Annotated in this window: 27 protein-coding genes and 1 pseudogene; 14 read left to right on the top strand and 14 right to left on the bottom strand. The window is 58.4% G+C overall.

The window, feature by feature from the left end:
* Positions 1-8 precede the first annotated feature (8 nt).
* Positions 9-938, top strand: a complete 930-nt coding sequence (locus tag LN050_07405; GenBank protein UFS55651.1) for a cation diffusion facilitator family transporter — start codon at positions 9-11, stop codon at positions 936-938.
* Positions 935-1,390, top strand: coding sequence for a D-tyrosyl-tRNA(Tyr) deacylase (dtd, locus tag LN050_07400; protein UFS55650.1), 456 nt, complete (start codon positions 935-937; stop codon positions 1,388-1,390). The genes LN050_07405 and dtd overlap by 4 nt, the downstream gene beginning before the upstream one ends.
* On the opposite strand, the gene ybeY is transcribed toward dtd, so the two are convergent.
* Both ybeY and LN050_07390 read right to left on the bottom strand, forming a co-directional pair.
* The gene (gene ybeY, locus LN050_07395) at positions 1,391-1,852 is read right to left on the bottom strand and encodes an rRNA maturation RNase YbeY (GenBank protein UFS55649.1); all 462 of its coding nucleotides are present in this window, start codon (positions 1,850-1,852) and stop codon (positions 1,391-1,393) included.
* Positions 1,849-2,835 (bottom strand): PhoH family protein, encoded by a 987-nt coding sequence (locus LN050_07390; GenBank protein ID UFS55648.1) that lies wholly within the window; start codon positions 2,833-2,835, stop codon positions 1,849-1,851. The genes ybeY and LN050_07390 overlap by 4 nt, the downstream gene beginning before the upstream one ends.
* Positions 2,836-2,896: 61 nt before the next feature.
* On the opposite strand from LN050_07390, the gene ruvA reads away from it, so the two are divergent.
* The 3 genes from ruvA to LN050_07375 all read left to right on the top strand — a co-directional run bounded on the left by ruvA (position 2,897) and on the right by LN050_07375 (position 5,394).
* Positions 2,897-3,469, top strand: a complete 573-nt coding sequence (ruvA, locus tag LN050_07385) for a Holliday junction branch migration protein RuvA (GenBank protein ID UFS55647.1) — start codon at positions 2,897-2,899, stop codon at positions 3,467-3,469.
* 11 nt (positions 3,470-3,480) lie between these two features.
* Positions 3,481-4,542 (top strand): Holliday junction branch migration DNA helicase RuvB, encoded by a 1,062-nt coding sequence (gene ruvB / locus LN050_07380; GenBank protein ID UFS55646.1) that lies wholly within the window; start codon positions 3,481-3,483, stop codon positions 4,540-4,542.
* 90 nt (positions 4,543-4,632) lie between these two features.
* Positions 4,633-5,394: a hypothetical protein gene (locus LN050_07375; protein UFS55645.1), complete on the top strand. Its 762-nt coding sequence runs from the start codon at positions 4,633-4,635 to the stop codon at positions 5,392-5,394.
* A gap of 76 nt (positions 5,395-5,470) precedes the next feature.
* Here the strand turns inward: LN050_07375 and LN050_07370 are convergent, their stop codons facing one another.
* The 5 genes from LN050_07370 to LN050_07350 are packed head-to-tail and all read right to left on the bottom strand — an operon-like array spanning position 5,471 to position 8,865.
* Positions 5,471-6,091, bottom strand: a complete 621-nt coding sequence (locus tag LN050_07370) for a histidine phosphatase family protein (GenBank protein UFS55644.1) — start codon at positions 6,089-6,091, stop codon at positions 5,471-5,473.
* Positions 6,092-6,100: 9 nt separating this feature from the next.
* Positions 6,101-6,694, bottom strand: a complete 594-nt coding sequence (locus LN050_07365) for a hypothetical protein (GenBank protein ID UFS55643.1) — start codon at positions 6,692-6,694, stop codon at positions 6,101-6,103.
* Positions 6,695-6,696: 2 nt separating this feature from the next.
* Positions 6,697-7,665 carry a tRNA 2-thiocytidine(32) synthetase TtcA gene (ttcA, locus tag LN050_07360; protein ID UFS55642.1) on the bottom strand — a complete coding sequence of 323 codons (969 nt, stop codon included), beginning with the start codon at positions 7,663-7,665 and terminating at the stop codon, positions 6,697-6,699.
* Positions 7,659-8,051, bottom strand: a complete 393-nt coding sequence (locus LN050_07355; protein UFS55641.1) for a dihydroneopterin aldolase — start codon at positions 8,049-8,051, stop codon at positions 7,659-7,661. Before LN050_07355 ends, ttcA begins: the two co-directional genes overlap by 7 nt.
* Before the next feature lie 13 nt (positions 8,052-8,064).
* Positions 8,065-8,865, bottom strand: a complete 801-nt coding sequence (locus tag LN050_07350; GenBank protein UFS55640.1) for an SDR family oxidoreductase — start codon at positions 8,863-8,865, stop codon at positions 8,065-8,067.
* A gap of 81 nt (positions 8,866-8,946) precedes the next feature.
* Here LN050_07350 and LN050_07345 point away from each other — a divergent pair, with 81 nt between their 5' ends.
* From LN050_07345 to LN050_07325, 5 genes and pseudogenes are all read left to right on the top strand, one after another.
* Positions 8,947-10,125 (top strand): SAM-dependent methyltransferase, encoded by a 1,179-nt coding sequence (locus LN050_07345; protein UFS55639.1) that lies wholly within the window; start codon positions 8,947-8,949, stop codon positions 10,123-10,125.
* A 7-nt stretch (positions 10,126-10,132) separates the two neighbouring features.
* Positions 10,133-10,326 (top strand): annotated as a pseudogene (locus LN050_07340) (DUF2905 domain-containing protein).
* Between the two features lie 26 nt (positions 10,327-10,352).
* Positions 10,353-10,787 (top strand): thioredoxin TrxC, encoded by a 435-nt coding sequence (gene trxC, locus LN050_07335; protein UFS55638.1) that lies wholly within the window; start codon positions 10,353-10,355, stop codon positions 10,785-10,787.
* A gap of 273 nt (positions 10,788-11,060) precedes the next feature.
* Positions 11,061-12,014 (top strand): hypothetical protein, encoded by a 954-nt coding sequence (locus tag LN050_07330; GenBank protein ID UFS55637.1) that lies wholly within the window; start codon positions 11,061-11,063, stop codon positions 12,012-12,014.
* Positions 12,015-12,191: 177 nt separating this feature from the next.
* Positions 12,192-12,821, top strand: a complete 630-nt coding sequence (locus LN050_07325; GenBank protein UFS55636.1) for a YadA C-terminal domain-containing protein — start codon at positions 12,192-12,194, stop codon at positions 12,819-12,821.
* 57 nt (positions 12,822-12,878) lie between these two features.
* On the opposite strand, the gene LN050_07320 is transcribed toward LN050_07325, so the two are convergent.
* The 3 genes from LN050_07320 to LN050_07310 all read right to left on the bottom strand — a co-directional run bounded on the left by LN050_07320 (position 12,879) and on the right by LN050_07310 (position 17,355).
* Entirely contained in the window at positions 12,879-14,186 is a 1,308-nt protein-coding gene (locus tag LN050_07320) for a multifunctional CCA addition/repair protein (protein ID UFS57357.1), read from the bottom strand.
* A gap of 90 nt (positions 14,187-14,276) precedes the next feature.
* Positions 14,277-15,215: a complex I NDUFA9 subunit family protein gene (locus LN050_07315; GenBank protein ID UFS55635.1), complete on the bottom strand. Its 939-nt coding sequence runs from the start codon at positions 15,213-15,215 to the stop codon at positions 14,277-14,279.
* A 103-nt stretch (positions 15,216-15,318) separates the two neighbouring features.
* Positions 15,319-17,355 (bottom strand): lytic transglycosylase domain-containing protein, encoded by a 2,037-nt coding sequence (locus LN050_07310; protein ID UFS55634.1) that lies wholly within the window; start codon positions 17,353-17,355, stop codon positions 15,319-15,321.
* 9 nt (positions 17,356-17,364) lie between these two features.
* On the opposite strand from LN050_07310, the gene LN050_07305 reads away from it, so the two are divergent.
* From LN050_07305 to LN050_07295, 3 genes are all read left to right on the top strand, one after another.
* Entirely contained in the window at positions 17,365-18,021 is a 657-nt protein-coding gene (locus LN050_07305; GenBank protein UFS55633.1) for a 5-formyltetrahydrofolate cyclo-ligase, read from the top strand.
* A 97-nt stretch (positions 18,022-18,118) separates the two neighbouring features.
* On the top strand, positions 18,119-18,736 hold the full coding sequence (locus tag LN050_07300) for a TetR/AcrR family transcriptional regulator (protein ID UFS55632.1): 618 nt from the start codon (positions 18,119-18,121) through the stop codon (positions 18,734-18,736).
* Between the two features lie 78 nt (positions 18,737-18,814).
* Positions 18,815-19,804: an MBL fold metallo-hydrolase gene (locus LN050_07295; protein UFS55631.1), complete on the top strand. Its 990-nt coding sequence runs from the start codon at positions 18,815-18,817 to the stop codon at positions 19,802-19,804.
* Positions 19,805-19,847: 43 nt separating this feature from the next.
* On the opposite strand, the gene LN050_07290 is transcribed toward LN050_07295, so the two are convergent.
* A complete protein-coding gene (locus LN050_07290; GenBank protein UFS55630.1) occupies positions 19,848-20,654 on the bottom strand; it encodes a DUF6279 family lipoprotein in 807 nt (268 codons plus the stop codon).
* Between the two features lie 73 nt (positions 20,655-20,727).
* Here LN050_07290 and glmU point away from each other — a divergent pair, with 73 nt between their 5' ends.
* The gene (gene glmU / locus LN050_07285) at positions 20,728-22,158 is read left to right on the top strand and encodes a bifunctional UDP-N-acetylglucosamine diphosphorylase/glucosamine-1-phosphate N-acetyltransferase GlmU (protein UFS55629.1); all 1,431 of its coding nucleotides are present in this window, start codon (positions 20,728-20,730) and stop codon (positions 22,156-22,158) included.
* Here the strand turns inward: glmU and xylB are convergent.
* Genes xylB through LN050_07270 form a run of 3 tightly spaced genes read right to left on the bottom strand, consistent with a single transcriptional unit; the run spans position 22,155 to position 25,424 of the window.
* Complete coding sequence (gene xylB / locus LN050_07280) at positions 22,155-23,651, bottom strand: xylulokinase (protein UFS55628.1); 1,497 nt, start codon at positions 23,649-23,651, stop codon at positions 22,155-22,157. The genes glmU and xylB overlap by 4 nt on opposite strands.
* A gap of 18 nt (positions 23,652-23,669) precedes the next feature.
* Positions 23,670-24,611, bottom strand: a complete 942-nt coding sequence (locus LN050_07275) for an AraC family transcriptional regulator (GenBank protein ID UFS55627.1) — start codon at positions 24,609-24,611, stop codon at positions 23,670-23,672.
* Between the two features lie 24 nt (positions 24,612-24,635).
* The gene (locus tag LN050_07270) at positions 24,636-25,424 is read right to left on the bottom strand and encodes an L-iditol 2-dehydrogenase (protein ID UFS55626.1); all 789 of its coding nucleotides are present in this window, start codon (positions 25,422-25,424) and stop codon (positions 24,636-24,638) included.
* Positions 25,425-25,450 lie beyond the last annotated feature (26 nt).

Below are 25,450 nucleotides of genomic sequence, written 5' to 3'. Positions count from 1 at the left end.
GGCCAGTCATGAGAGCAGCTACGCCCAGTTGGCGATCTCCCAGAAACCTGCTGCGCCTGTCCGTCGTGGTGGCGTTGGCGACCATCGCGCTCAAGATGCTTGCGTGGTGGCTCACAGGGTCTGTGGCACTGTTGTCCGATGCCTTGGAGTCATTTGTGAACCTGGCCAGTGCCATGTTTGCATTGCAAATGGTTACTGTTGCGGCGCGCCCCGCCAATGACGCACACCCTTATGGTCACTACAAGGCCGAGTACTTTTCAGCTGGCTTTGAAGGTATTATGATTATTGGTGCTGCGCTTGGCATTATTTTTTCAGCAACCTACCGTTGGTTGAATCTTGAGCCTTTGGTGCAAATCGACACAGGCATCATGCTGTCGGTTGCCAGCTCTGTGCTCAATGGTGCGTTGGCGTATGTGATGTTGCAGTCGGCCAAGCTGTACCGGTCTGCGGCGTTAGAAGGCGACGCCAAACACTTGCTCACCGATGTCTGGACGTCTGTCGGTGTTGTCATTGGCTTGTTGTTGGTCGTGGCCACTGGCTGGATGTGGCTGGATGTGGTGGTGGCTATTGCGGTGGCACTCAACATTTTGCGAGAGGGTGGCAAGCTGGTTTGGAAGTCGTCACTGGCGCTGATGGATGTGGCTGTGCCACAAGACGTGCAAGCGCAGATTGACGCCGTGCTGGCTGACTTTGCCCAAAGCCCTGACACCACAGACATTATTCGCTTTGACCACGTCACCACACGCCAGGCGGGACCGCGCAGCTTTGTAGACATGCACATGCACATGCCCGCCAACTGGACGCTGGGCCGGGCTGCAGCTTTGCGTGGCGATGTAGAGCGCGCGCTGGTGCACGCCGTACCAGGTTTGCTGCCCACCATTCAGCTGCTGCCCAGTGATGTGGAAACCTACACCCACATCAGCCACCCCGAGTCATGAAAGCCATCGTGCAGCGTGTCGCCAGCGCACACGTCACCGTGGACGGTGATGTTGTGGGGCGCATTGAGACGGGTTTGTTGGTGTTGGTGTGCGCCATGCCTGGCGACACCCAGGCAAGCGCTGACAAACTGCTGGACAAGCTGCTAAAGCTGCGCGTGTTTGCCAACGCGCACGGCAAGCTGGACCATGCATTACCCAATACAGACGGCGCAGGCAAGGTGGGTGGCTTGCTACTGGTCAGCCAGTTCACGTTGAGCGCCGACACCCGTAAAGGCAACCGGCCCAGCTTTGCCGCCAGCGCACCGCCTGAGCAAGCCAAAGTCCTGTTTGACTACCTGGTGCAACGCGCCAAGGCCCTGCACCCTGTGGTTGCAACAGGCCGTTTCGCCACCGAGATGCAAGTGCAACTGGTGAACGACGGGCCCATAACGATTCCCTTGGACATTGACTAGCTAGTAGGGGCTAGCAAACCCAAGTCTGGCCAGTATCGCAATCTCGTGGGCCTCCATCTCATCGGCATCGGCCTGTGAGGTTTCGTGGTCCCAGCCTTGGGCGTGCAAGCAGCCGTGCACCAGCATGTGGGCGTAGTGGGCGGCCAGTGGCTTGCGTTGTTCGTTGGCCTCGCGCTCTATCACCTGTGCGCACAACACCAAGTCGGCGTGCACCACGGGCTCGGTGGCATAGTCAAAAGTGAGTACGTTGGTGGCGTAGTCTTTTTGACGGTAGGCGTTGTTGAGCATTTGCGCCTCGTCTACATCCACCACGCGCACGGTGAGTTCGCCGTTGGCCGCCAAGGCGTGTCGCAAGCAGCGGGTGACAAAGTGGCGCTTCAATTCAGCTCTATGGGCTGCTAGCTGGCGTGGGTTTTCAAACGCACCAAACTGCAAGGACAGGCTAAGGGCGGGCAAGCTCATGGTGTGGCTCTTTTGCGGGAGGTGGTTTTGGCAGGAGGCGGTACCTCATCGCCACGGGTGTTGCGTGCGTCGTAGGCATCCACTATGCGGGCCACCAGTGGGTGGCGCACCACGTCCACGCTGGTCAGGCGCGTCATCGCAATGCCAGGGGTGCGACGCAATACCCGTTCAGCGTCAATCAGGCCGCTGGTTTGGGTTTTGGGCAAGTCAATTTGGCTGACATCGCCTGTAATAACAGCCTTGGACCCAAAGCCAATGCGCGTTAAAAACATCTTCATTTGCTCTGGGGTGGTGTTTTGGCCCTCGTCCAAAATCACAAACGCGTGGTTTAGTGTGCGCCCACGCATAAAAGCCAGCGGCGCAATTTCGATTTGTTGGCGTTCAAACGCTTTTTGTACCTTCTCAAAGCCCATGAGGTCGTACAAGGCGTCGTACAGCGGGCGCAAGTAGGGGTCTACCTTTTGGCCCAGGTCGCCGGGCAAAAAGCCCAGTTTTTCACCAGCCTCAACCGCTGGGCGCGTGAGCACAATGCGCTGCACCGCGCTGCGCTCTAGCGCATCAACGGCGCAGGCCACGGCCAGGTAGGTTTTGCCCGTGCCAGCTGGGCCAATACCAAAAGTGATGTCATGGGTATTGATTTGGTTGAGGTAGGCGGCCTGGTTGGCTGTGCGCGCCTTGAGCTCGCCGCGGCGGGTTTGCACGCTCAAGTCGTGGCTGCTGCCTTCAAGACTGGTGTCACCCGTGAGCATCAGCTGCACTTGCTCTGGTGGTATGGGGCGTCTCGCCATTTCGTACAAGGCTTGCAGCACGTTCATGGCTTGCTCTGCCCTGGCCTTGGTGCCATCTACCTTGAACTGCTCAAAGCGGTGGGCAATCTTGACGTGCAAACCGTTTTCTATGGTGCGCAAATGGCTGTCCATAGGGCCACACAAGTGGGCCATGCGGTCGTTATCGGGCGGGCTGAAGGTGTGCTTAAGAATCAAACGGATAATCCAAGGGTAGGCTTTAAAGTTGCCGCTGCATGCGGCCAAACTAGGAACCCCAATGATAGGCAAATTAAGCGGCACCTTGCTGGAGAAAAACCCACCCCAAGTTGTGGTGGATTGCCACGGCGTAGGCTACGAGGTAGACGTGCCCATGAGCACGTTTTACAACCTGGGCGATGTGGGGCAGCCAATTGCCTTGCTCACACACTTTGTGGTGCGCGAAGACGCGCAGTTGCTGTATGGCTTTGCCACGCAAGCCGAGCGCCATGCGTTCAGGCAGCTCATCAAGATATCTGGCGTAGGCCCGCGCATGGCTTTGGCTGTGCTCTCAGGCATGGGCGTGACCGACCTCGTCAACACCGTGGCCAGCCAAGACACGGCGCGCATTGTGAAAGTACCAGGCATTGGCAAAAAGACCGCTGAGCGCTTGTTGCTGGAGCTAAAGGGCAAGCTGGGCGACAGCGTGAGCACGGGCGTGAACATAGTCAACGACACCCAAGGCGACATACTGCAAGCCCTGCTGGCCCTGGGCTACAGCGACAAGGACGCAGGTGCCGCGCTAAAGGCCATGCCCGTGGATATTGGCGTGTCGGATGGCATCAAAATGGCACTCAAAGCCCTCGCCAAATAAACTAAGCCCCTATGAGCATTCAAACCGACGACTTTGCACCTGCGCCCCAGCGCGTGGTGTCTGCCGCGCCCACCTCCAATACCGAAGAGGCCATGGAGCGCGCCCTGCGCCCCAAGGTCCTGGCTGACTACGTGGGGCAAGCCAAAGCACGCGAGCAGCTTGAGATATTTATTGGTGCGGCCAAAAAACGCGAAGAAGCGCTAGACCACGTGCTGTTGTTTGGCCCACCCGGCTTGGGCAAGACCACGCTGTCGCACATCATTGCCAACGAGTTGGGCGTGAACCTGCGCCAAACCAGTGGCCCCGTGCTTGAAAAGCCCAAAGACCTGGCAGCCCTGCTCACCAACCTGGAGCCCAATGACGTCTTGTTTATTGACGAGATTCACCGCTTGTCGCCAGTGGTGGAGGAGATTTTGTACCCCGCGCTGGAAGACTACCAAATCGACATCATGATTGGCGAAGGCCCGGCGGCACGCTCTATCAAGCTGGACTTGCAGCCGTTTACCCTGGTGGGAGCCACCACCCGCGCGGGCATGCTGACCAACCCGCTGCGCGACCGCTTTGGCATTGTGGCGCGCTTGGAGTTTTACACCTCTAAAGAGCTGTCCAGCATTGTCACGCGCAGCGCCAAGCTACTGGATGTCCCCATGGATGCAGAAGGTGGCTTCGAGATTGCCAAGCGCTCACGCGGCACACCGCGTATCGCCAACCGCTTGCTGCGCCGTGTGCGTGACTACGCACAGGTAAAAGGCAGCGGGCGCATTACCCTGGACATTGCCAACAAAGCCCTGGTCATGCTGGATGTTGACCCGCAGGGCTTTGACATCATGGACCGCAAGTTGCTGGAGGCGGTGATACACCGCTTTGACGGTGGCCCAGTGGGCCTTGACAACATTGCGGCCAGCATTGGTGAAGAGCGCGACACCATTGAAGACGTGATTGAGCCCTACCTCATTCAGCAAGGCTACCTGCAGCGCACACCGCGCGGGCGTATCGCCACGCTGGCCGCTTACCGTCATTTGGGTGTGACGGCGCCCGCCGACAAAACAGGTGACTTGTTGGGCGACGCTTAGGCTTGCGCGTTGTGGCCTGGTAGCGTTGCTTGAGCCTGCTGCGCAGGACTTGAAATGCATATAATTTCGCCATGAACAGGTCTTATTGCTTTGCCTAAGGTTGTCATCGTTTTAGGCAGCGCACCAGATGCGGTGGTTGCTAAAGACTGGCCAAAGGGGTCGGCGCAAATTGTTGCCATTAACAACGCGTGGCGAATTCGCAGCGACTGGGACTACCTCATTTACCCCGAAGACTTCCCGCCAGAAAACGCGCCACCTGGCGCAAGCCCGCAACAAACAGTGGTTACGGCTGCTGACTATGTGCCCATACAAAACCAATATGGCGGTTTTGTATATGCGGGCGGCACCATGGCGTTTACCGCGGCGTACTGGGCGCTGGGCGCGCTAAAGCCGGATGTGCTGGCTTTCGTGGGCTGCGACATGGTGTACCCCGTAGACGGTTCGCAAACGCACTTTTATGGCCAAGGCATGGCTGACCCCTTGCGAGACGATGTGACGCTGCAGTCGTTAGAAGCCAAGGCCAACCGCTTGCATGTGTCGGCGCTTAAAGGCGGGTGCATGTGCCTCAATTTGTCTGAAGGCGAACAATCCAGACTGACCTTTCCCAGGGCAACACTGGCCGACATTGTTGCCTTGACAGACCAGCAGTTGCGGCAAAAGTGCGCCGATTTGAAAACCAGCTTTGACCTCTTGAAAGTGGGCGTGGCTCACCAGGCAGAGCAGCGTTTCAACTACTTCATCGAATCAGGCCGCTACTGGGAGCACCTGGACCAGTTGTCCAAACAAGACTTGGCCGAAGTCGATGACTACTGGCTGCAGTGTCTGCCGCAGTCGGCCACTGTCAGCTTGTAGTTGTCAGCTTGGCGCGCAGTTGCAGGCCGTGATGTACACCGTGGTGGGCGCTGCGGCTGCGGTCAGATGGCCACGGTCACGCGGCTGAGGGCAGATGACTGGTGTCGCCCCAAATAACCAGGCTCATGGAGCCAGGCGTCCACAGCAAGCGGTTGACGGCGCAATTGCCCAAGTGCCAGCTGCGTTTGGTGTGCAAGTCCAGGTTGGTGGCCAAGCGGTACAGCTGGTCCATGATGCCACCGTGTGCGGCCAACACAATATGCTGGCCCATGTGTTTGGCGGCAATGTCGTTGAGTGTTTGCTGCACCCGATCTTTCAATACATCCAGGCTCTCACCGCCTGCAGGTGCAAAGCCCGGTTCGCGGTCGCGCCAGCGTTTGGCGTCTATTGGGTGCTTGGCTTCAATCTCGGCCCAGGTGAGACCTTCAAAGTGACCAAAGTGGCGTTCGCGCAAGCCCTGGTGCAACTGCACAGGCAGGTTGTGATGCGTGGCAATGGCCTCAGCGGTATGGGCTGCGCGCGATAAGTCGCTGGCGTACACCGCGTCAATGTCGTCATGGGCCAAGGCCAAGCCCAGTTGGCGGGCTTGCGCCTGGCCTGTGGCGTTGAGCGCAATGTCTGTGTGTCCCTGTATGCGTGTGGCGGCGTTCCAGTCGGTCTCGCCGTGGCGCACGGCAATAATGCGGGTGGCTTGCATGGCGGCTGCTTATCTGGGTATGTCGGTTTTAATCACGCGGGGTGCGTCAGTGCCGTTGGGGAAGTCTGTCAGCGAAGCGTTGAGCATGGCTTGCCACACCGTGTCGTCGTCAGACCAGCGCGCGTCGTGCACGCCCTTGATTTCCTGCAACACATCGCCTGCGCGGTTTCTAAACACCCAATGCAAGCTGCGTTGGTACCAGCTGCTGGTGGCGGGTTCTCCAAACCTGAACGTAATGCCAGAGCCTGCCGTACCAAACCAAAAGCCGGTGCGCACGGGCGGGGCTTCAAACGGGGCGTGGTCTTGCTTGGCCTGGTTGGTGGTGAGTGTGACCAACAGCTCGGCCGACATGCGCGAGGGCGCCTCTTGCAAGCCTGCACCTTGCAAGGCCGTCCTGGCCATGGCTGCCATGCGCTGGTCTTTTTCTGATGTTTGCGATGGCAGGCGCTCCAGCCAGTAAAGCTTGGCGCTGCGCAGTTGTGCCTCAGTGGCTGCGGCGTTAAACGTGCTGACCTCTGTGTCTACCAAACGCGGCATGCCGCAGGCGGTCATGGCACTTGCCAGCAGCAGCGCCGATAACAGTTGAAGCCAGCGCTTGGTCATGCCTACACCACCTTGATGTTGGCCAGTGACTTCCACTGTTTGGCGGCGTCGCCGCTGCCTTTGGGCAAAGGCGGCAGATCGGCCATGGGCGGCAGCGGCTCGGCGTCAAAGGCCTTATCGCCGTTTTCATCTGGCACGCCTGTAGCCTTGATGTCCTTGAATGGGTATAGCGTCGTATCCATCAAGTGGCTGGGCACCACGTTTTGCAGCGCGGTAAACATGTTTTCCACGCGGCCAGGAAAACGCTTTTCCCAGTCTTTGAGCATGTTGCCCACCTGCACGCGCTGCAAATTGTCCTGGCTGCCGCACAGCGTGCACGGGATGATGGGGAATTGTCGAATCTGTGCCCAACGCTCCAAGTCGTCTTCGGCCACGTAGGCCAGCGGGCGAATCACGGTGTGCTGGCCACTGTCGCTGATGAGCTTGGCGGGCATGCCCTTGAGGCGTGAGCCAAAGAACATATTGAGCAGCAGCGTTTGCAAAATGTCGTTGCGGTGGTGGCCCAGTGCCACCTTGTTGCACTTCAATTCGCCTGCCACCCGGTACAAAATGCCACGGCGCAAACGGCTGCACAAGCTGCACATGGTTTTGCCAGGCGCAATTTTGCTGGTCACCACGCTGTAGGTGTCTTGGTTTTCAATGTGAAACTCAACGCCTTGCCTGGCCAGGTACTCGGGCAGCACATGCTCAGGAAAGCCCGGCTGCTTTTGGTCAAGGTTGACGGCCACAATGTCAAAGCTGATGGGCGCGCGCTGTTTGAGCTTTAGCAAAATGTCCAGCATGGCGTAGCTGTCTTTGCCGCCAGACATGCACACCATCACACGGTCGCCGTGCTCAATCATGTTGTAGTCAACAATGGCTTGGCCCATTTGGCGGCACAGGCGCTTTTCCAGCTTGTGGTCTTCGCGTTGCTGGGCTTTGTCTGCATCAGACAAAGTGGCTTGTTCGTTTGTGGCAGTGGTGTTCACCATTGGCCCCCTTGCATACGGATAGCGACTTCACAGTCGTCAAAAATTTCCAGCTTGGCAATGCGCACACGCGCACCCAGCACGCCGGGTAATTGCATCAGCCTGTGCGTGAGGCGCCCAATCAGGGTTTCAAGCAAATTCACGTGTTCAGCCGTGCACTCATCAATGATGATTTGGCGCACCTTGCGGTAGTCCAGCACATTGCTGATGTCGTCGTCTTGTGGCAGCAAAGGCTGCTTGCCCTGGTTGAGCTCGGCGTCTACCTGTATGGGCTGGGGCGAGGTTTTTTCGTGCTCCAAAATGCCCAGGTTGGCGGTAAAGCGCAGGCCCGTCAGCGTGAGTATCTGGTTGCCCGACACGGCATGTGTGGTTTGTGTAGTGGTTGTCATAAGGTGTGTGGCATCAAGTCATCAGTGAGAAGTCGCGCTCAAACGCTTGCAAGTGCTGGCCGCCGTCAACCAACAAGGTGGTGCCGGTTATAGAAGCATTGCCCAGGGCAAACAGCACAGTGGCCACCACATCTTCGGGCGTGCTGGACTGGCCAAGCGGCGACAACTTGTGCAGCGCTTGAAACTGCTCGTCAGACAGCATATGGCTTGTGAGCGTGAGGCCAGGTGCAACGCCCACCACGCGCATGACAGGCGCCAAAGCCTGGGCCAGCATGGTGGTGGCAGTCTCTAGTGCGGACTTGCTCAGCGTGTAGCTGAAGAAGTCTGGATTGAGGTTCCACAACTTTTGATCCAGCATGTTCACCGCCACCGCGCACGCGTGGCGGCTGGTGGCGTGGGCGTACAAAGCTTGCGTGAGCAAGACTGGCGCCATGGTGTTGGTGTGCCAATGAAGGGCGCCATTGTCTGCGTTGATGGTGGTGGCGCTGTCGTGCTCAAACACAGACGCGCTGTTGACCAATGCGCCCCAAGCGCCGAAGTGGGCGCTTACATCAGCAGCCAGTTGCGCGCACGCCTGGCTGTCGGCCAGGTCTGCCCTAAAGGCTTTAAAGCGCCCATGGGGGCTGGCTTGCTGGCAGTCGGTTACGGTTTGCAGCGCCTGTGGCTCAGAGTTGCGAAAGTGCACCGCCACGTCCCAGCCGGCATGGGCCAACGCAAGGGCAATGGCCCGCCCCAGGCGCGTACCCGCGCCCGTAACCAAGGCAACGCGAGGCAGCAGTTGGGCATCAAAGCGCTTGACGGGGTTGGATGGCATGTTTGGAAATGGGATGTGTAAAAGCAGCCCCTTACAGGGCGTAGCGCACAATGTCGGCTGTTGACAAGCTACAAACCGCGCATGAACACCCCAAGTGTACCGACTTCCCCCGAAATACCCGCCACGCCACAGGCCATGCAGGGGTATATCAACCAGCGCCTGGAGGCGCATGCTGGCTGGTTGCCATTTGACGCCTTTATGGCAGATGCGCTGTACGCGCCAGGTCTGGGCTATTACGCCAATGAGCGCACCAAACTAGGCCTGATGCCTGCTGACGGTTCAGACTTTGTAACGGCGCCAGAGCTCAGCCCCTTGTTTGGCCTTACCGTTGCCAAACAAGTGGCCCAGGCCATGCAGTTGTGCGGCGTATCTGAGGTGTGGGAGTTTGGCGGCGGCACCGGCGCATTGGCAGAGCAACTCATTGAGGCCTTGCTGGCCGATGGCGCACCCTTGAAACGCTACGTCATTGTGGAGTTGTCAGCCCCGCTAAAGGTACGCCAGCAAGCGCGGCTAAAACGGTTTATGGGTCAGGTAGACCTGCAGTGGGCAACGCAGTGGCCACACGAGTTGCACGCCGTGGTGTTGGGCAACGAGGTGCTGGATGCCATGCCAACCAAGCTGCTGGTGCACACACAAGCGGGTGAGTGGCTGGAACGCGGCGTGAGCCTGAACCCTGACGCGCCAGTGTGGCAGCTCATGTGGCAAGACCGGCCCACAGACTTGCGCCCAGACATTGACGTGCCACCCCACCTGGACTACCTGGTGGAGTGGCATCAGCAAGCGACTGCATGGATGAGCAGCCTGGGTGAGCGCTTAAAAACCGGTGCAGCCCTGTTGCTGGACTATGGTTTCACCCATGCCGAGTACTACCACCCGCAACGCCACATGGGCACGCTGATGTGTCACTACCAACACACCAGTGACCCAGACCCCCTGGTGGGCGTGGGCCTCAAGGACATCACCGTACACGTGGACTTCACGGCCGCAGCCGTGGCCGCGCAAGGTGATGCGCGCGGCGCAGGCTTGGACGTATTGGGCTACACCAGCCAGGGACGCTTTTTGCTCAACTGCGGTTTTGTTGAGCAGCTGGCGCATGTCACACCGGCGGTGCAAGCCCAGTCGTTAAAACTGGTGCACGAGCACGAAATGGGCGAGTTGTTTAAAGTGCTGGCGCTGGTGGCTGCGGCCAACACCCAGGCCGTGAATGATGCGGGCGGCCTCATGGGCTTTACCCAGTTTGACCGAACCCACACCTTGTGAGCAGCTGATGTTTAGATGGCTCATTGTTGTATTTTTGGCGTTGGTGCTGATCAACGGCCTGATGCCGTTGTTGCGCCGCTTTGGTGTAGGCCGGCTGCCGGGTGACTTTGGCTGCGCTTTGGACGGCGGGTCATACCAGTGCCCATAGCCTCTACCCTGGTGCTCAGTGGCTTGTGCAGTTTGTTGGCGCGCTACGTGTAGCTTGTTGTTTTAAACTTTTACCTGCCATGACCACGCACACCTCGCTCATTGTTTGCCCACACTGCCACACCACCAACCGTTTGGCGCGCAGCGATATGGCCAACGCCAATTGCGGGCGCTGCCAAAAGCCCATGCAAAGCGCCAAGCCCGTGGCACTTGACGGCGCGGCGCTGAACAAACACATCAGCCGCAGCGCGCTGCCCGTGCTGGTTGATTTTTGGGCACCGTGGTGCGGGCCTTGTCGCGCCATGGCGCCGCAGTTTGAAGCTGCAGCGGGCGACTTGGCCGGCGACATGTTGCTGGCCAAAGTTGACACCGAAGCCCACCAGGACGTGGGCGCGCGCTTCAACATACGCAGCATTCCAACCCTGGCCATGTTCAAGGATGGCAAAGAGGTGGCGCGGGTGAGCGGCGCCATGAGCCGTGCAGACCTGGTGAAGTGGGCGCGCGCCAATAACTGACAACCAGCCACTGATAGTCAAGGGTTCAGGTCTCACCCAACAAGGCTTGTGCGACTTTTAGATTGAAAGTATTCAATCGTTACAAATTGGCAAAAAAATTGCACAAAAAAGTAGTTTTAAAGTAGAATAACAGATCTTGTTTAGTTACCTTTGGGCTGCAATCATGACCTCGCACCTCGCAGTAAATTAAGTCAGGTCGCCCCAGCGGCACTACTGGCAGCACTCAGCTACGGTAGCACAGCGTATGCACAGACCACGAGAGGATCTAATGCTGTGGCATACGGCTTCGGCGCCAACGCGGGTAATTTAGACTTTGGCTCGATAACCGCAATCGGCGCCAACAGCCAATCGACAGGCGGTTACTCAACCGCCATCGGCGCCAGCAGCGACGCGTCAGGCGTCGGGGCAACCGCAACAGGCGAACTCAGCAGTGCGACACGAGACCGCACAACTGCCACGGGCTGGCGTAGCCAGGCAACAGGTTTAAACTCGGTCGCATTAGGCGCGTACAGCGCGGCCAAAGGCAAAGGCTCTGTGGCTTTGGGGGCACACAGCGTTGCAACCGCTACCAACGTCGTATCAGTTGGCAGCGGCAACACCACCAACCACACTACAGCAACCCGCCGCATTGTGAACGTCTCAAAAGGCGTAGAGGCCGCCGACGCCGCCACAATAGCCCAGGTCAACGAAATCATCAGCGCCTCAAACGACACCGCCACACTCAAAGACACAGTTGGAACAACAGAGGCCACCGTTTACACCACAAGCAAAACTAACGCTTTGCTAAGCACCAAAGCCAATAGCTCCACGGTGACAGCCTTAGGTACCACCGTGAAGGCCAACACCGACGCATTGGCTACCAAGGCCGACAGCGCCGACGTTTACACCAAGACCGAGATCAACGACTTGGCGCTTGACACCATTGGTGAACGTACCGGCAAAGAAACCACCCTAACGCAAGACATTGAGGCCATCCAAAAGAGCCTCGATGCCCGGCGCTCCAGTAGGCGCGCCGACAGCAGACAAAGGGCCACCGCCGAAGCCTCGCTGCACGCCACCACCGATACCGTCGACGACAAATCGGAAATCACCGTTTCCAAGTCTGAGATAGCCGTAACCCGTGGTGACGGCAAAGTGGTATTCGACGCCGACAACGACGGCACCCAAGGCAGCCAAACCACCATACGCGGCGGTACAGCCACCACAGCACTTATTCTTGATGACTAAGACATCACAGGCGTCAACACCCGCAGCGGTGCGAACTTTGGCAGCACCATTTACACCGACAACGCAGGTACCGAAGCCGTACCAGCCACCGGTTTTAACGATGCGTCATACATCGCCCTAGGCGGCAAGGCAGCCACCACCAACGGCACGCTATCCACCACCAACGCGGTGGACGGCATGACCTACTTCACAGCAACCAACAAGCCAACAGGCGCGCCAGCCAATGCCATTGGTGTGATGCGTGAAACCGTCAACGGCGTGACAAAGTACAAATACATCACAGGCACCCGCCTAAGTGGTGTGGGCGACGCCGTGAATGCTTACGACGCCTTGAACAAAGGCCAGCTGGACAGCGTAGACCAGCGCCTAAGCCAAGGCATAGCCGACAACAGCAAGCGCATTGACGGCAACACACAAGGCATTGCCAATGTGGCAGCCATGGCCAGCATGCCAGCATTGCCAGCATTGCCAGCAAGCGCGGACAGTGGCTTTACGGCAGGCTTGGGAGCCTACAGCGGCAAGAACGCATTGGCCATTGGCTTTCAGCACAGGCTCAGTGCCAATACCACCTTCAAGGCGGCAGCGGCCACTGGCAGCAATGGCAAGGCCACAGTGGGCGTAGGTTTCAGCTACTCATGGGGCGGCTCTAACCGAAGCACACCAGCCCAAGGCCAGCAAGTGGTGGCGTTGCAGGATCAGCTCAGCATGCAAGAAGCGCGCATGGCGGCACAAGACGCAGAGAATGCCAAGCTCAAGCAGCAAATGGCAGCCCTCATGGCCCAGGTGGCCCAACTGGCCAGCAAGTAAGCCGGCGGGCAAGGGTGTGATTGGCGTGCACACCCGCCCGTTTGGTGCCCAGCGCTTTTATTGGGGAGTAGGCGCCGGCAGCAATGGCTTGATGGCAGCCTCGCGTGCCGCGGTGATTTGTTGTGCAATCCACTCACCTTTGTGCTTGGCAAACTCAGGTGCCTGGGCTGCTTGTTGAGCGATGGCTTGTGTGTCTATGCTGCTGGCTGCCGCGTGCAGTTGTTTGAGCCAATCGGCTTGCGCGTAGGGTTGCTCAGACAAGCCCAAGCGTCCGCGGGCATCGCATTCGCAGGCCAGTAACACGGATGCAAATCGCTCAGGTCTGCGAAACGCGTCGCAGCGCTCAAGCAAGCGAATCAGTGCCGGGCCAGACAAATCTTTACAGCGGTGAATGTGGCCGTGTTCTTTGGCTACAACGTCGGCCAGCTCTTTGCAGGCTTTGGGTACCTTAAAGCGTTGCGCCACACTGTTGAGCAGGTGCACGCTGCGCATTTCGTGGCCTGTGTGGCGTGGCAACACATCGGCAGGTGTGGTGCCTTTACCCAAGTCGTGGCACAGGCAGGCAAAGCGCGTGGCAAGGTCGGCGCCAAGCTGCGCGCTCATGTCCATCACCATCATGGCATGCACACCGGTGTCTATTTCCGGGTGGAAGTCGGCGCGTTGGGGCACGCCCCACAAGCGGTCTAGCTCAGGCAGCAGGGTTTGCAGGGCGCCGCAGCCGCGCAATACATCAAACATGCGCGAGGGCTTGCTCGCCATCAGACCTTTTGACAGCTCTTGCCACACGCGCTCTGCCACCAGCGCGTTTACTTCGCCAGCGTCCACCATGCTGCGCATTAAAGCGTTGGTCTGGCTGTGCACGGTAAACGCAGGCCAACGTGCGGCAAATCTGGCCAGGCGCAAAATGCGCACGGGGTCTTCAGCAAAGGCTTCGCTGACGTGGCGAAGCACACCAGCGCGCAAGTCTGCCAAGCCATTAAACGGGTCAATCAATGCAGTGTCTGGTGCAGGTTGCCAGTGACGCCAAGCACCCGCATCGCCCAGGTGGTTGCTGGGTGCGGCCATGGCCATGGCGTTGACGGTGAGGTCTCGTCTGGCCAAGTCTTGTGCAAGGGTGACATCAGGTGCGGCGTAAAAGCTAAAGCCCTGATAGCCCTTGGCGGTTTTGCGCTCGGTTCTGGCCAGGGCAAACTCTTGCCCTGTTTGTGGATGCAAAAACACCGGAAAGTCGCTGCCCACAGGTACAAAGCCAAGCGTGGTCATGTACTGCGGCGTGGCACCGACTACCACCCAGTCAAGGTCGCAGGCTGCGCCGTCGCCCAACAAGGTGTCGCGTACCGCGCCGCCTACTACATACACTTCAATGGCTTGCATATTTGGCTGGTTGTCGCCCTTAAGGCTTTAGGCGGTAGGGCTCTTCAAAGTCGAGGAAGGTTTGAGCAATGTACTACAGCCTTAGCGGGGCTTTTTTTGTGTTTGTGGTGTTTGGCGGCTTGGGCGTATGTAGGTTGGGCCAATCGCCAGCAAGCTGGCCGGTTGTATGCCTAGGCGCTCGAGGCGCCATGTATGGGCGTTGGCGTTGGCGATGTTGTCTACCTGCATAGAGCGCACGTTGTCGCGGCTCATGAGGGTTGGGCCGGGTGCGAACTCCAGCATGGTGGCTTGCACCATGCCCAGTGCTTGCGGCAGGCCCAACACACCCACCCACCGGTTTTGCCAGCGCGCGCACAGTTTTACCAGTTCGCGCAGCTTGAAGACGTCTGGGCCCACACAGTCAACCACCTGGCCCACGCTTTGGGGTGTGCGCAAGGACTGCACAATGGCGCTGGCAACATCTGCCACCCACACTGGGGCAAAGCGGGTGTCGGCGCCTGCCAGCGGCAGCACAGGCGTGAGTCGCACCAATGCGGCAAACAGGTTTAAAAATGCGTCTTGTGCGCCAAACACCACGCTTGGGCGCAGCACGGTGGTGTGCAGTTGCGGGTGTTGCAGCAGCGTTGCCTCGCCTGCGGCTTTTGAGCGCTGGTACTCGGACGGCGCATCAGCACTGGCACCCAAGGCGCTGACGTGTACCACGCGCAGCACGTTGGCGGCCAGACAGGCCTTGGCCAGGGTGTCTGCCAGCTGCACGTGTGTGCGTTCAAACTGCGCTGGGCTGCCATGCAAAATGGCCACCAAATTCACCACGGCATCGTGACCTGCCAGCAATTGGGTAAGCGCGTCGGGTTGGTGTACGTCTGTTTGCACCACTGTGACAGTGGGCAAATGGGCCAGGCGCTTGCCGGCTTGAGGGCTGCGGGTTGGCACGGTTGCCTTGATGCCAGCTCTGGCCAGTTGCTCACACAAGCTTTGGCCAATAAACCCAGTTCCACCCAGTACAACAACGCGCTTCATAACACCCTCAGTAGCAAACCAAACAAGATCTACTGTAGCCCTTTGTGCCAAGGTGTTGGGCGGCTGTGGTCTTTGGTGGCGCTATGTGGCTGGGTCTTGCCCGTTAAGGCAAGGATTCGTCATTGGCTGGTGCGTCGCTGCTTGGTGGGGCAATGGCTGGCAGGTGTTGGGCAATGCTTTGCGGCTTGTTGGTAATGCGCGCGGCGTAGTTGACCGTGTTGGCCAGTACGTGTTGCACATAACCCCGCGTTTCACTAAACGGAATGTTTTCTATCCAGATCGCGGCCTCTAGCGTGGGGCTGTCGGGGTCTGTGCCGCGCCAGCGTCTGGGGCGATGCGGGCCAGCGTTGTAGGCGGCTGCGGCCATGGGCAATGAGGCCTCAAAGTCGTCAAGCAACAGCTTGAGGTAACTGGTGCCAAGCGTCAAGTTGATCACCTGGTCGTTGAGCTGGCGTGTGCTAAAGCCTTTGAGCCCAATTTTTTTAGCGGTCCATTTGGCAGTGGCGGGCATGATTTGCATGAGACCACTGGCACCCACGCCAGAGCGGGCGTTTGTTACAAAGCGGCTTTCTTGTCGCACCAGGCCAAACACCACGGCAGGGTCCAGGCCTTTGCTGTTGGACTGTTTGACAACAGCCTTTTGAAACGGCATGGGGTACAGCAAGCGTGAGGCTGCGCGGTGGTGCATGCGTGTTGCGGTGTTGATGCATCTGTCCCATATGGATAGTTTGCAGGCCCACTCGGCGCTGGCCAGTAATTGGCCGTCTGGCATGCCGCCTGGCTCGTGCAAGGCCACGGCATAGTTCCACTCACGCGCTGCTTCAGTGTGCAGGCCCAACTCAAAAGCCACAATCGCGCGGCGCAGGCTGGGGTTGTTGGCCACCGATTGATAGTCTGCGCGGCTTGGCGATATGTCAGACGGTTTGCTTGTGACCGTTTGCCCCAGTGCCAGCATGGCCAGCTGGCCGTAAAAGTCATCTGGTGAGGCGATTTGCTGCAACAAGGCGTTGGCATGCGTTGCATGGGCCGCGTTGGTGTTGGACAGTGCGCGGGCCTGCCAGTAAAGCCACACAGGCTGTTGTGCCAATGTCAGTGGCATGGCCTGAATGGTTTGCAGCACGCGTGGCCAGTCTGCTGCACGCAAAGCGGCGCGAACTTTCCAGGCCAGTTGCCTGTCGCTGAGCAGGTCGTTGCGGGTGTTGGCAAAAGTGGCGTTGGCGGTGGGCTCCAGGCGCATGGCTTCGCGCGTGGCTACAGTGGCGTTAACCCATGTTTGCTGGTACACGTTGAGGTAGGGCAGCCAAAACGGCAGCACGTCGCGCAAGTGGTCCAGGTCGCGCATGGTTAGGCGTATCAAGGCGGCGCTTAGCCAGTTGCCGTTCAGTGACTTGGGCTGTGCAGCGCGTGCGCTTAAAAACGCTTTGGGGTCGTTGTACAGCTGTGTGGCTTGCAAGCGGGCGTTGGGCTCAACCAGTGCAACAGCATCTACAAAAGCAGCCTTGTCTGCCCACATGGCTGCGTCTCGTGCCCGCGTCCACGCGACGTCTGACGACACCAGGCCCAAGCGCAGCAGCTGTTCAACCGCGCTTAGGCAAGCCTGGTCGCTTCCTGTTTGTTGGTGCCACATGGACACCAGGGCCTTTGGCGTGAGCGCTGGGGCTACGCCTGACGCAGCTGCCTGGCCTGTAGCCAGCTGGGCTTGCCAGACGTAGCAAGAGATGTCGCGGTCATCGTTCATGCGGAAGTGGCGATGCGCTTCCAAGAGCGCGGCCCATTCCTGGCGTTTGCCCAGCAGCAACATCCAGTCGTTTCGCAGGCGGTCTTCGTAGTAGCTGTCTGGCCACGCCTTGTAAAAATCGCTTACCTCTGTTGGGGTGGCTTCTTCCAGGCGTGATTTGAGCGTCCAGTAGGCGGCCAGTGGCTCCAGGGGGTGGCCCTTAATTGTGGGTAACATGTCTTGCAGTGCACTACTTTGGTTGCGGTAGTAGGCAGTGCGCATGTCCATCAATACGTTTGCACCGTCGACGGCTTTGGCCGGCGCGGCCAGTGTTGCAAGAGGCGCACCCAGCAAGCCGCAAGCAGCGGCTAGCCAGTAGCGCCTGGGTGTGCGCATTGATGACAAGACATTTCGTAAAAACATGAGTTGATGATGAATACAAACCAAGATGGGTCGTCTAAAAAAGTCACGCTTACTTCCAATTTAGAAAAAGCGCAGTGGCGCAAGCATTTGGTGCAAGCGCGTCAAGACATGCTAGACCACGAAGAGCGCTCATTGTGGCTTCAGCGTGTGCTGCGCGTGTGGCTGGTGGAGCGAACTGATACGGTGATTGGGGCATATTGGCCCATCAAAGGTGAATTTGACGTGTTGCCAGCCTTGTTTCGCTGGCAAGAGGCGGGGCGAGAGGCCGATGCGGTGGACGCCATTGTGAGCCGACGCATTGGTTTGCCCGTGATCAACCGCGAAGACAAAACGTTGACCTTCAGGGCGTGGCACCCGGGCTGCCCCATGGAGGAGGACGCCTATGGCATTCCCAAGCCCAAAGACACAGAGGTGGTGACACCTACGCTGTTGTTTGTGCCCTGCGTAGGCTATGGGCCTGGCGGCTACCGCTTGGGCTACGGCGGTGGTTTTTACGACCGCACGCTGGCGCAATTGCAGCCCAAGCCTTTTACGGTTGGGCTGGGCTTTACCAATGCGTTTTTGCCGGAGCTGACGCCTGAGCCGCATGACTTGCCGTTAGACGCCATTTTGAATGACAACGGCGTGGTGTGGCCTACCGTCATGCCCGGTATGAGCCGGGACTAAGGTGTTCGTTCAGAGCGCGTAGCCTGGCTGCTTTGTAAACGCAAGCGCGTGGGCGGTGCTGATTCTGTTGAGTGCCGCACAACGCCATAATGTGCCCATGGCCAGACCAAAGTCCGCATCTCATGACCTCAAACGCGAAGCTATTCTTGACGTAGCCGCGCAGTGCTTTGCCGAGCAAAGCTACCCCAGTGCCAGCATGAACGATATTGCCTTGGCCTGTGGCACCAGCAAGGCCCGCCTGTACCACTACTACGAGGGTAAAGAGGCGATATTGTTTGACTTGCTGGACCGCTACACCCAACACCTGTTGGCCTTGGTAGGAGAGACCGAGGCGCGCGCACAGCGGCGTAACCTGTCAGAGACTGAGGCCTTGCACGAGTTGATTCGGGTGTTCTTGACCGAATACGAAAACTCAGCCACACGCCATACCTCGCTGTTGGCCGACACCAAGTTTTTAAGCCCCACGCAGTTTGACCATATACGCAAACGCCAGCGCGATGTTGTGGCTGCGTTCACCCGCTTTTTAAAGCGGGCCTACCCCAAGCGTGTGACCAAAGCCAATGAGACGGCCTTGACCATGATGCTGTTTGGCATGATCAACTGGACGTTTACCTGGCTGCGTCCAGGTGGCCCGTTGAGCTACGCCAACTTTGCCGAAGAGGTCGTGCGCATGATTGAAGGCGGCTTGGGCGAGGCGAAACACACGTCTGCTTGAATTTACCAATGCGTAATTGGTTTCGATTAGTTAAACTGTGTGCTTTGTTGACGCCAGCCAATTTTGAGTGGAGTAACCATGAGTAAAGCATTCGCCAGCCAGGCCGACCTTGATGCCAAAACCATCACCTTTGAGCAGTTGTCTGCCCATTGCTGGGCCTATACCGCCGAGGGTGACCCCAACAGCGGTGTGATTATTGGCGACGATGCCATCATGGTGTGCGACACCACCGCCACGCCGGCCATGGCGCAAGACTTGATTGCCAACATCCGCACGGTAAGCGACAAGCCAATCAAGTATGTATTGCTCACGCACTACCATGCTGTGCGTGTATTGGGCGCAAGCGCCTACAAGGCTGAGGGCGCAACAGAAGTGATTGCCAGCCAAGGCACGCTAGAGCTGATCCGCGAGCGTGGGGCGCAAGATATGCAAAGCGAGATGGAGCGCTTTCCGCGTTTATTCCAAGGTGCAGATTCTGTGCCTGGCTTGACGTGGCCCACTTTGGTGGTGGGCGGCGGCAACCCCGTGGCAGGCGAAGTGCCCGGTGCTATCACGCTGGACTTGGGCGGTGTGCGCGTAAAAGTGTGGCACCCAGGCCCAGGCCACACCAAAGGTGACACCATTGCCTGGGTAGAAGAAGAGGGCGTGCTGTACAGCGGTGACTTGGTGGAATATGAGGCGGGCGTTTACACCGGTGACGCACAGCTAGAGGAGTGGCCGGCCACGCTAGAGGCCTTGCGCGCACTCAACGCCAAAGCCCTGGTGCCCGGACGCGGCCAGGCCATGAAGGGCAACGCCGACGTGAACAAAGCCTTGGACTACACCAAGCGCTGGGTACAAACCTTGTTCAAGTGCGGCCAGGAAGCCGCCGCACAAAAGATGGACCTCAAAGCCGCCATGGCCCACACCCGCAAAGCCATGGACCCTGTTTTTGGCCATGTGTTTATTTATGAGCACTGCTTGCCTTTTGACGTGACCCGCGCCTTTGACGAAGCCCAAGGCATTAAGCACCCACGCATTTGGACCGCTGCGCGCGACAAAGAGATGTGGGATGCGTTGCAGGGCTAGCAAGCGTGGTCACTTCAGCTTGCTGTGACCACGTCAAAGCCTGCTATTTCAAGTCTCGCAGGTCTCTTGCATAGGCGGCCAGTGTGTCTCTGGCCGTTTGTTGTTGCGCAGGCGTCATGATGTTGTGAATATCTACCAACTGCTGGCACCAGCGCAGTTGTCGCGCGGCAGGCCATTGCATGCTGGTGGCCCACAGTGTTTGCAGCGCTTGTGCGTGTTGGGCATGGCTGTCGGCTTGTGCGCCAGATACGTCTTGCAGCCAGGCGTAGACACGGGCCTGGTTGGCCAGTCTGCGCTCAAAGCCTTGCTCGGGTTGGTAGTCGCTGGCCGCCAGCAACTGTGCAACATTGGCCTCTTGCTCTGAGGTGACGCTGCCGTAAAAGCGCTTGAGCTGCTTGACGCTGCGCTCAAGCCTGAAGTTCAAGCGGTCCTGTGGTGTGCCATCCAGCTGCTCATCGCGCCATTGGGCGTTGCGCTGGTCTATGTAGGCTTGGTAGTGGGCAAGCTGCCTGGGCTCAAGACTGGCCATGATGGGTACAGCCAAGGGCGCTACCTGAGCGGCTATGTCGTTGGCGCGTTGGGTGGCGTCGCTCAACCACTGGCAGGCTTGCTGTGCGGTAAAGTTTGTGGTGGCCATTGCACTGGCTTGGTCTAGCAGTTGGGCGTATAGCTCTGGCTGGGTTTGCTGGTGCCACTGGGCCACGCGGTCCAGTCCGTTGCGCACTTGTGCGCTTTGCGCCGAGTTGAAGTCAAAGTAGTCGTCCAGCCACCAGTAACTCAGGTTGGGCAGTTGTTGGTAGGCCAGGCCTATGGCGCTGCAGCCTGCCAATAGCAGGGCGGCAAATAGCATGCTGGCGCGAGCCGCGATAATGCCAATTGTGCTGCGGCGCGTGTGCCGTTGTTTAGAGCCTGAAAGCCAGTTCATGTCGTCTCAATCAAGTTCATCGTCAGTTACACCACCACAACACTTGCCCCTGGACGTGGTGGTGATGGCTGGAGGCAAAGGCACGCGCATGCGCAGTGCCAAACCAAAAGTATTGCAGTTACTGGCCGGACGCGCTTTGCTGGACCATGTACTGGACTGCGCGCAAGGTCTTCAGGCGCGCAGCGCCGTGGTGGTAACAGGCCATCAGGCCGAGCTGGTGCAAGCCGCCGTGCAGGCGAGGGCGGCAACGCTGCCTACCCAATGCGTGCTGCAGCAGCCCCAGATGGGCACAGGTCATGCGGTGCAACAGGCTATACCCGCATTGGCAGACGATGGCCTGACCCTGGTGCTGTCTGGCGATGTGCCACTCACCCAGGCGCACACCTTGCAAGCGCTTACAGTGCTGGCCAACCACAACACCATGGCATTGCTGAGCGTGCGTTTGGCAAACCCCACGGGCTATGGGCGTGTGCTGCGCAACGCCAATGGTGAGGTGCAAGCCATTGTGGAAGAAAAAGACGCCACCGATGCGCAACGCGCTGTGACCGAGGTGTACAGCGGCATCATGGCGGTGCCGTCAAAGTGGCTCAAGGCAGCATTGGGGCGCTTGACCAACAACAACGCCCAGGGTGAGTACTACCTCACCGACGTGGTGGCCATGGCCGTTGCCGACAACTTGGGCGTGGCCGCGCACTGCATAGACCACGCTTGGCAAGTGGCTGGCGTGAACAGCCCGCAGCAGCTCGCTGAGCTGGAGCGCACCTACCAGGGCCTCAAGGCCGATGCGCTGATGCGCGAGGGTGTGCGTTTGGCAGACCCTGCACGCATTGATATACGTGGCCACTTGAAGGTGGGGCAAGACGTGGATATTGACGTGAACTGCGTGTTTTACGGCGACGTCACCATTGGCAGCAATGTGCGCATTGGCGCCAACTGCGTGATTGCCAACTGTGCCATTGCCGACAACGCTGTCATAAATCCCTTTACCCACATTGACGGCGAGCGAGCTGGTGCGAGCGTTGGCACAGGTGCATTGGTAGGCCCATTCGCACGTTTGCGCCCAGGCGCACAACTGGGTGCTGACGTGCACATTGGCAACTTTGTCGAGGTGAAAAACTCAAGCCTGGCCGCCGGCGCCAAAGCCAACCACTTGGCCTATCTTGGCGATGCCCAGGTGGGCGAGCGCGTGAACTATGGCGCGGGCAGCATTACTGCCAACTACGACGGTGCCAACAAGCACAAAACCGTTATCGAGGCCGATGTGCATGTGGGTAGCAACTGCGTGTTGGTCGCGCCCGTCACCATAGGCGCAGGCGGCACCGTAGGCGCAGGCTCCACCATCACCAAAGACACCGCGCCTGCTGCCTTGAGTGTGGCCCGGGGCAAGCAATTGAGCATTGCCAATTGGGCGCGCCCCAAGAAGACTTAGCCTTGGCCGTGAGCCGCCTCGCCACCCACCATCAAAGGCTTTAGCGCTGCGTACAAGGTTTGAAACCTGGCAAAACGCGTTTGCAAGTGGTCATGCGCAGCGCGATTGGGCGAAAAAGTCTGCGCCACTGGCGGTGTGGTGCACACCATGGCAATGTTGGCGGGTGTATCGCCAATGTGAGCCAGCCAGCCCAAGCGTGCTGCGCCCAAGGCCGCCCCCGTTTGTGCGCCGCTGTGCAGGGTGAGTGTGGTTTGCATGATGTTGGCCAGCAGTTGCAGCCACCAAGCAGATCGTGTGCCGCCCCCTACCACTGATAGCTCAGTGGGGGTGGGTTGTTGCAGGGTGCGCAAGCCGTCAGCCAGACCAAAGCCCACGCCCTCAGCCACGGCGTAAGCCAAGTGCGCATTGGTGTGTGCGCGTGTCATGCCGAACCATACGCCGCTGGCGTGCGCGTTGTTGTGCGGTGAGCGCTCGCCGCTGAGGTAGGGTAAAAACAACGGCGCTGTTTCGCGTTGTTGCTCACTCAGCGTGGCGGCCAAGGCTAACAGTGCCGCCTCATCTGGCAAGTTCAGTACGTCTTTGGCCCAAGTCAGCGCACTGGCAGCGCTGAGCATGACGCTCATTTGATGCCAAGTGTTGGGTATGGCGTGGCAAAAAGCATGAAGCGCTTGTGTTGGGTTGGGCACGTAACTGGCTGCGCTGACAAACACCACGCCTGAGGTGCCCAAAGATACAAAACCTTGGCTGGGTTGTACCAGGCCCATGCCTACAGCGCTGGCGGCATTATCACCAGCGCCGCCTGCCACCACTGGTGCCGTAGCCATGTCCCAGCTGTCAGCCAGCGCTTGCAGTAGTACGCCAGAAGCAGCACTGCCCTCAACCAGCTGCGGCATGTGCGCGCGACTTAAATGGCATATGGCCAATACTTGGTCTGACCAATCACGTTTGCCAACGTCTAGCCACAAGGTGCCAGCGGCATCAGACATGTCGCTAACGAATAAGCCAGTCAGTTTGTAGCGCAGCCAATCTTTGGGCAGCAGCACGGTGGTGCATTGTGCAAATATGTCTGGCTCGTGTTGAGCGACCCACAAAAGCTTTGGCGCGGTAAAGCCGGGCATGGCAAGGTTGCCTGTGATGTTTGCCACGTCGGGTAAAGACTGGGTGAGTTGCGCGCACTGTGCGTGGCTGCGCCCATCGTTCCACAACATGGCTGGGCGCAGTACATCGCCTGCAGCATTTAGCAGCACAGCGCCGTGCATCTGCCCAGACAAGCCAATGCCCTTCACTTGTGCCAAGGCTTCTGGGTGTTGGGCTTTTAGCTGCGCCATAACCTGCAGTGTGGCTTGCCACCAAGCATTCGGATCTTGCTCAGACCATAGTGGTTGCGATGTTTGCACCGTCAGCGGTACACCAGCAGTGGCGACCACGCGGTGACTTTCGTTGAGTAACAGCGCCTTGAGCTCAGACGTGCCTAAATCGAGACCCAAATACATGGTGTGGTGTTATTTAGGCTAGTGCGGCATTACGCCAAAGCGTGTGGCCGATTGCCGTCTAAAGTCGGTGGGTGTGGTGCCCTTAGAGTCAAGAAAGCGGCGGTTGAAGTTGGCCACGTTGTTAAAGCCCACTTCGTAGCAAATGTCAGTTACCAACTTGTCAGACTCCATCAGTAACTGGCAGGCGCGGTTGATGCGGATGCGGTTCACGAAGTCGGTGTAGTTGTTACCAGTGGCCTTGCGGAAAAAACGTGAAAAACGGCTTTCAGCCATGCCCATTTGCTCGGCGGCTTCACTCATGGATAAGGGCTCAGACAGGTTGTCTGTGATGCGGTTAACCACCTTGTTGATCAGCTCAACATTGACCTCATCGTGCACCGCGCCTTGCAGCTGAACGTTGGACAGCAGCCGGTAGTCGCTAGAAGCCACCAGGTCAGACAAAAACTCAAAAAACGCAGCCATACGGCCAACGCCCCTGGCTTCCTTCACGCGCTTCCAGTGTGCCAGTGCAACGTCGCCCATGCCAAAAAACTCGATACCGTGCCTAGCTCGGTCCAGTAGTGGCAGCACTTCCAGCAACTCGGGCAGCAGCTCAGCTGCTTTGAGGATAGGGTCGTGGTCAAACTGTATGACGTAGTCGCGTGTTTGGACACCATCCTGTGGCAAATCGAGCGAGATCCAGTTGTGTGGCAAACGTGGTCCACACAACACCAAATGACCGGGCTGAAATGGGCCTATCCAGTCGCCTATAAAGGCTTTGCCAGATGTCTCGGTAATAAGGTGTAGCTCGTATTCATCATGAAAATGCCAGCGTGCCAATGGCGTAGGAAAGCCGTGCGAAAGGCAGCGCACCATGCCGGTGTCTTCTGGTGCCTCGTAGCCCAGCTTGGGCGAGCGTGAAAAGACGTGCTCAAGTTCTGGCTTGATTTGTCTGGGTGTAGTACGAATTTTGTTAGGCATGACGTGTTGTGATGCGCGGTTTGGTTAACTCATTACGCTACCACCGTCTACGTTCAGGCATTGCGCCGTTACGTAGTTGGCAGCGTTACTCGCCAAGAATACTGCAGGCCCTGCAATGTCGCTAGGCGTGCCCATGTAGCCCAGCGGTACGGCCAAGCCTACCTGTTTCTTTTTTTCACCCAGTGGCAGGTGTTCGTAGCGTGCAAACAAGCTGTCTACGTGTGCCCACATGGGTGTGTCTATGACGCCTGGGGCAATGGCATTCACGCGAATATGGTGGGGAGCCATGGCCAGCGCTGCGGACTGGGTGTAGCTGATGACCGCCGCTTTGCTGGCGCAGTAGTGCGATACCAATGCCTCGCCGCGCCTGCCTGCTTGTGAAGCCATATTGATAATGGAGCCCTTGGTGCCCGCAGCCACCATATGCTTTAGTACCGCCTGCATCACAAAAAACGCACCCTTGACGTTGACGCTAAACAGCTTGTCGTACATGGCTTCGTCCGACTCTAGAAGGGGTGCCATGTCAAAGATGGCTGCATTGTTAAATAGTACGTCTATGTTGCCAAAAGTCGCGGTTGCCTGCGTGATCAGCTTGGCAATTTCTGCTGATTGGGTGATGTCCGCACCCACATACTGCAATTGACCCGGATGGGTTTGCTGCAGTGCGACGCATGCTGGCGTTGCTTGCGCAGGCAAATCAACAATCGTGCACTTGGCGCCTTCTTGCAGATAGGCTTGAGCGACAGCTAGCCCGATGCCACCGCCAGCGCCGGTTAGTAGCGCGTGTTTGTTGTCAAGTGTGGGTGTTGTCATCGTTGTTGTCGTTAACTGGTGTTGTT

The organism is Comamonadaceae bacterium M7527 (assembly GCA_021044545.1).
Taxonomy (GTDB): Bacteria; Pseudomonadota; Gammaproteobacteria; order Burkholderiales; family Burkholderiaceae_C; genus RS62.
The sequence above is the reverse complement of the archived record's forward strand: the minus strand, read 5'-3'. Positions and strand labels throughout refer to the sequence as shown.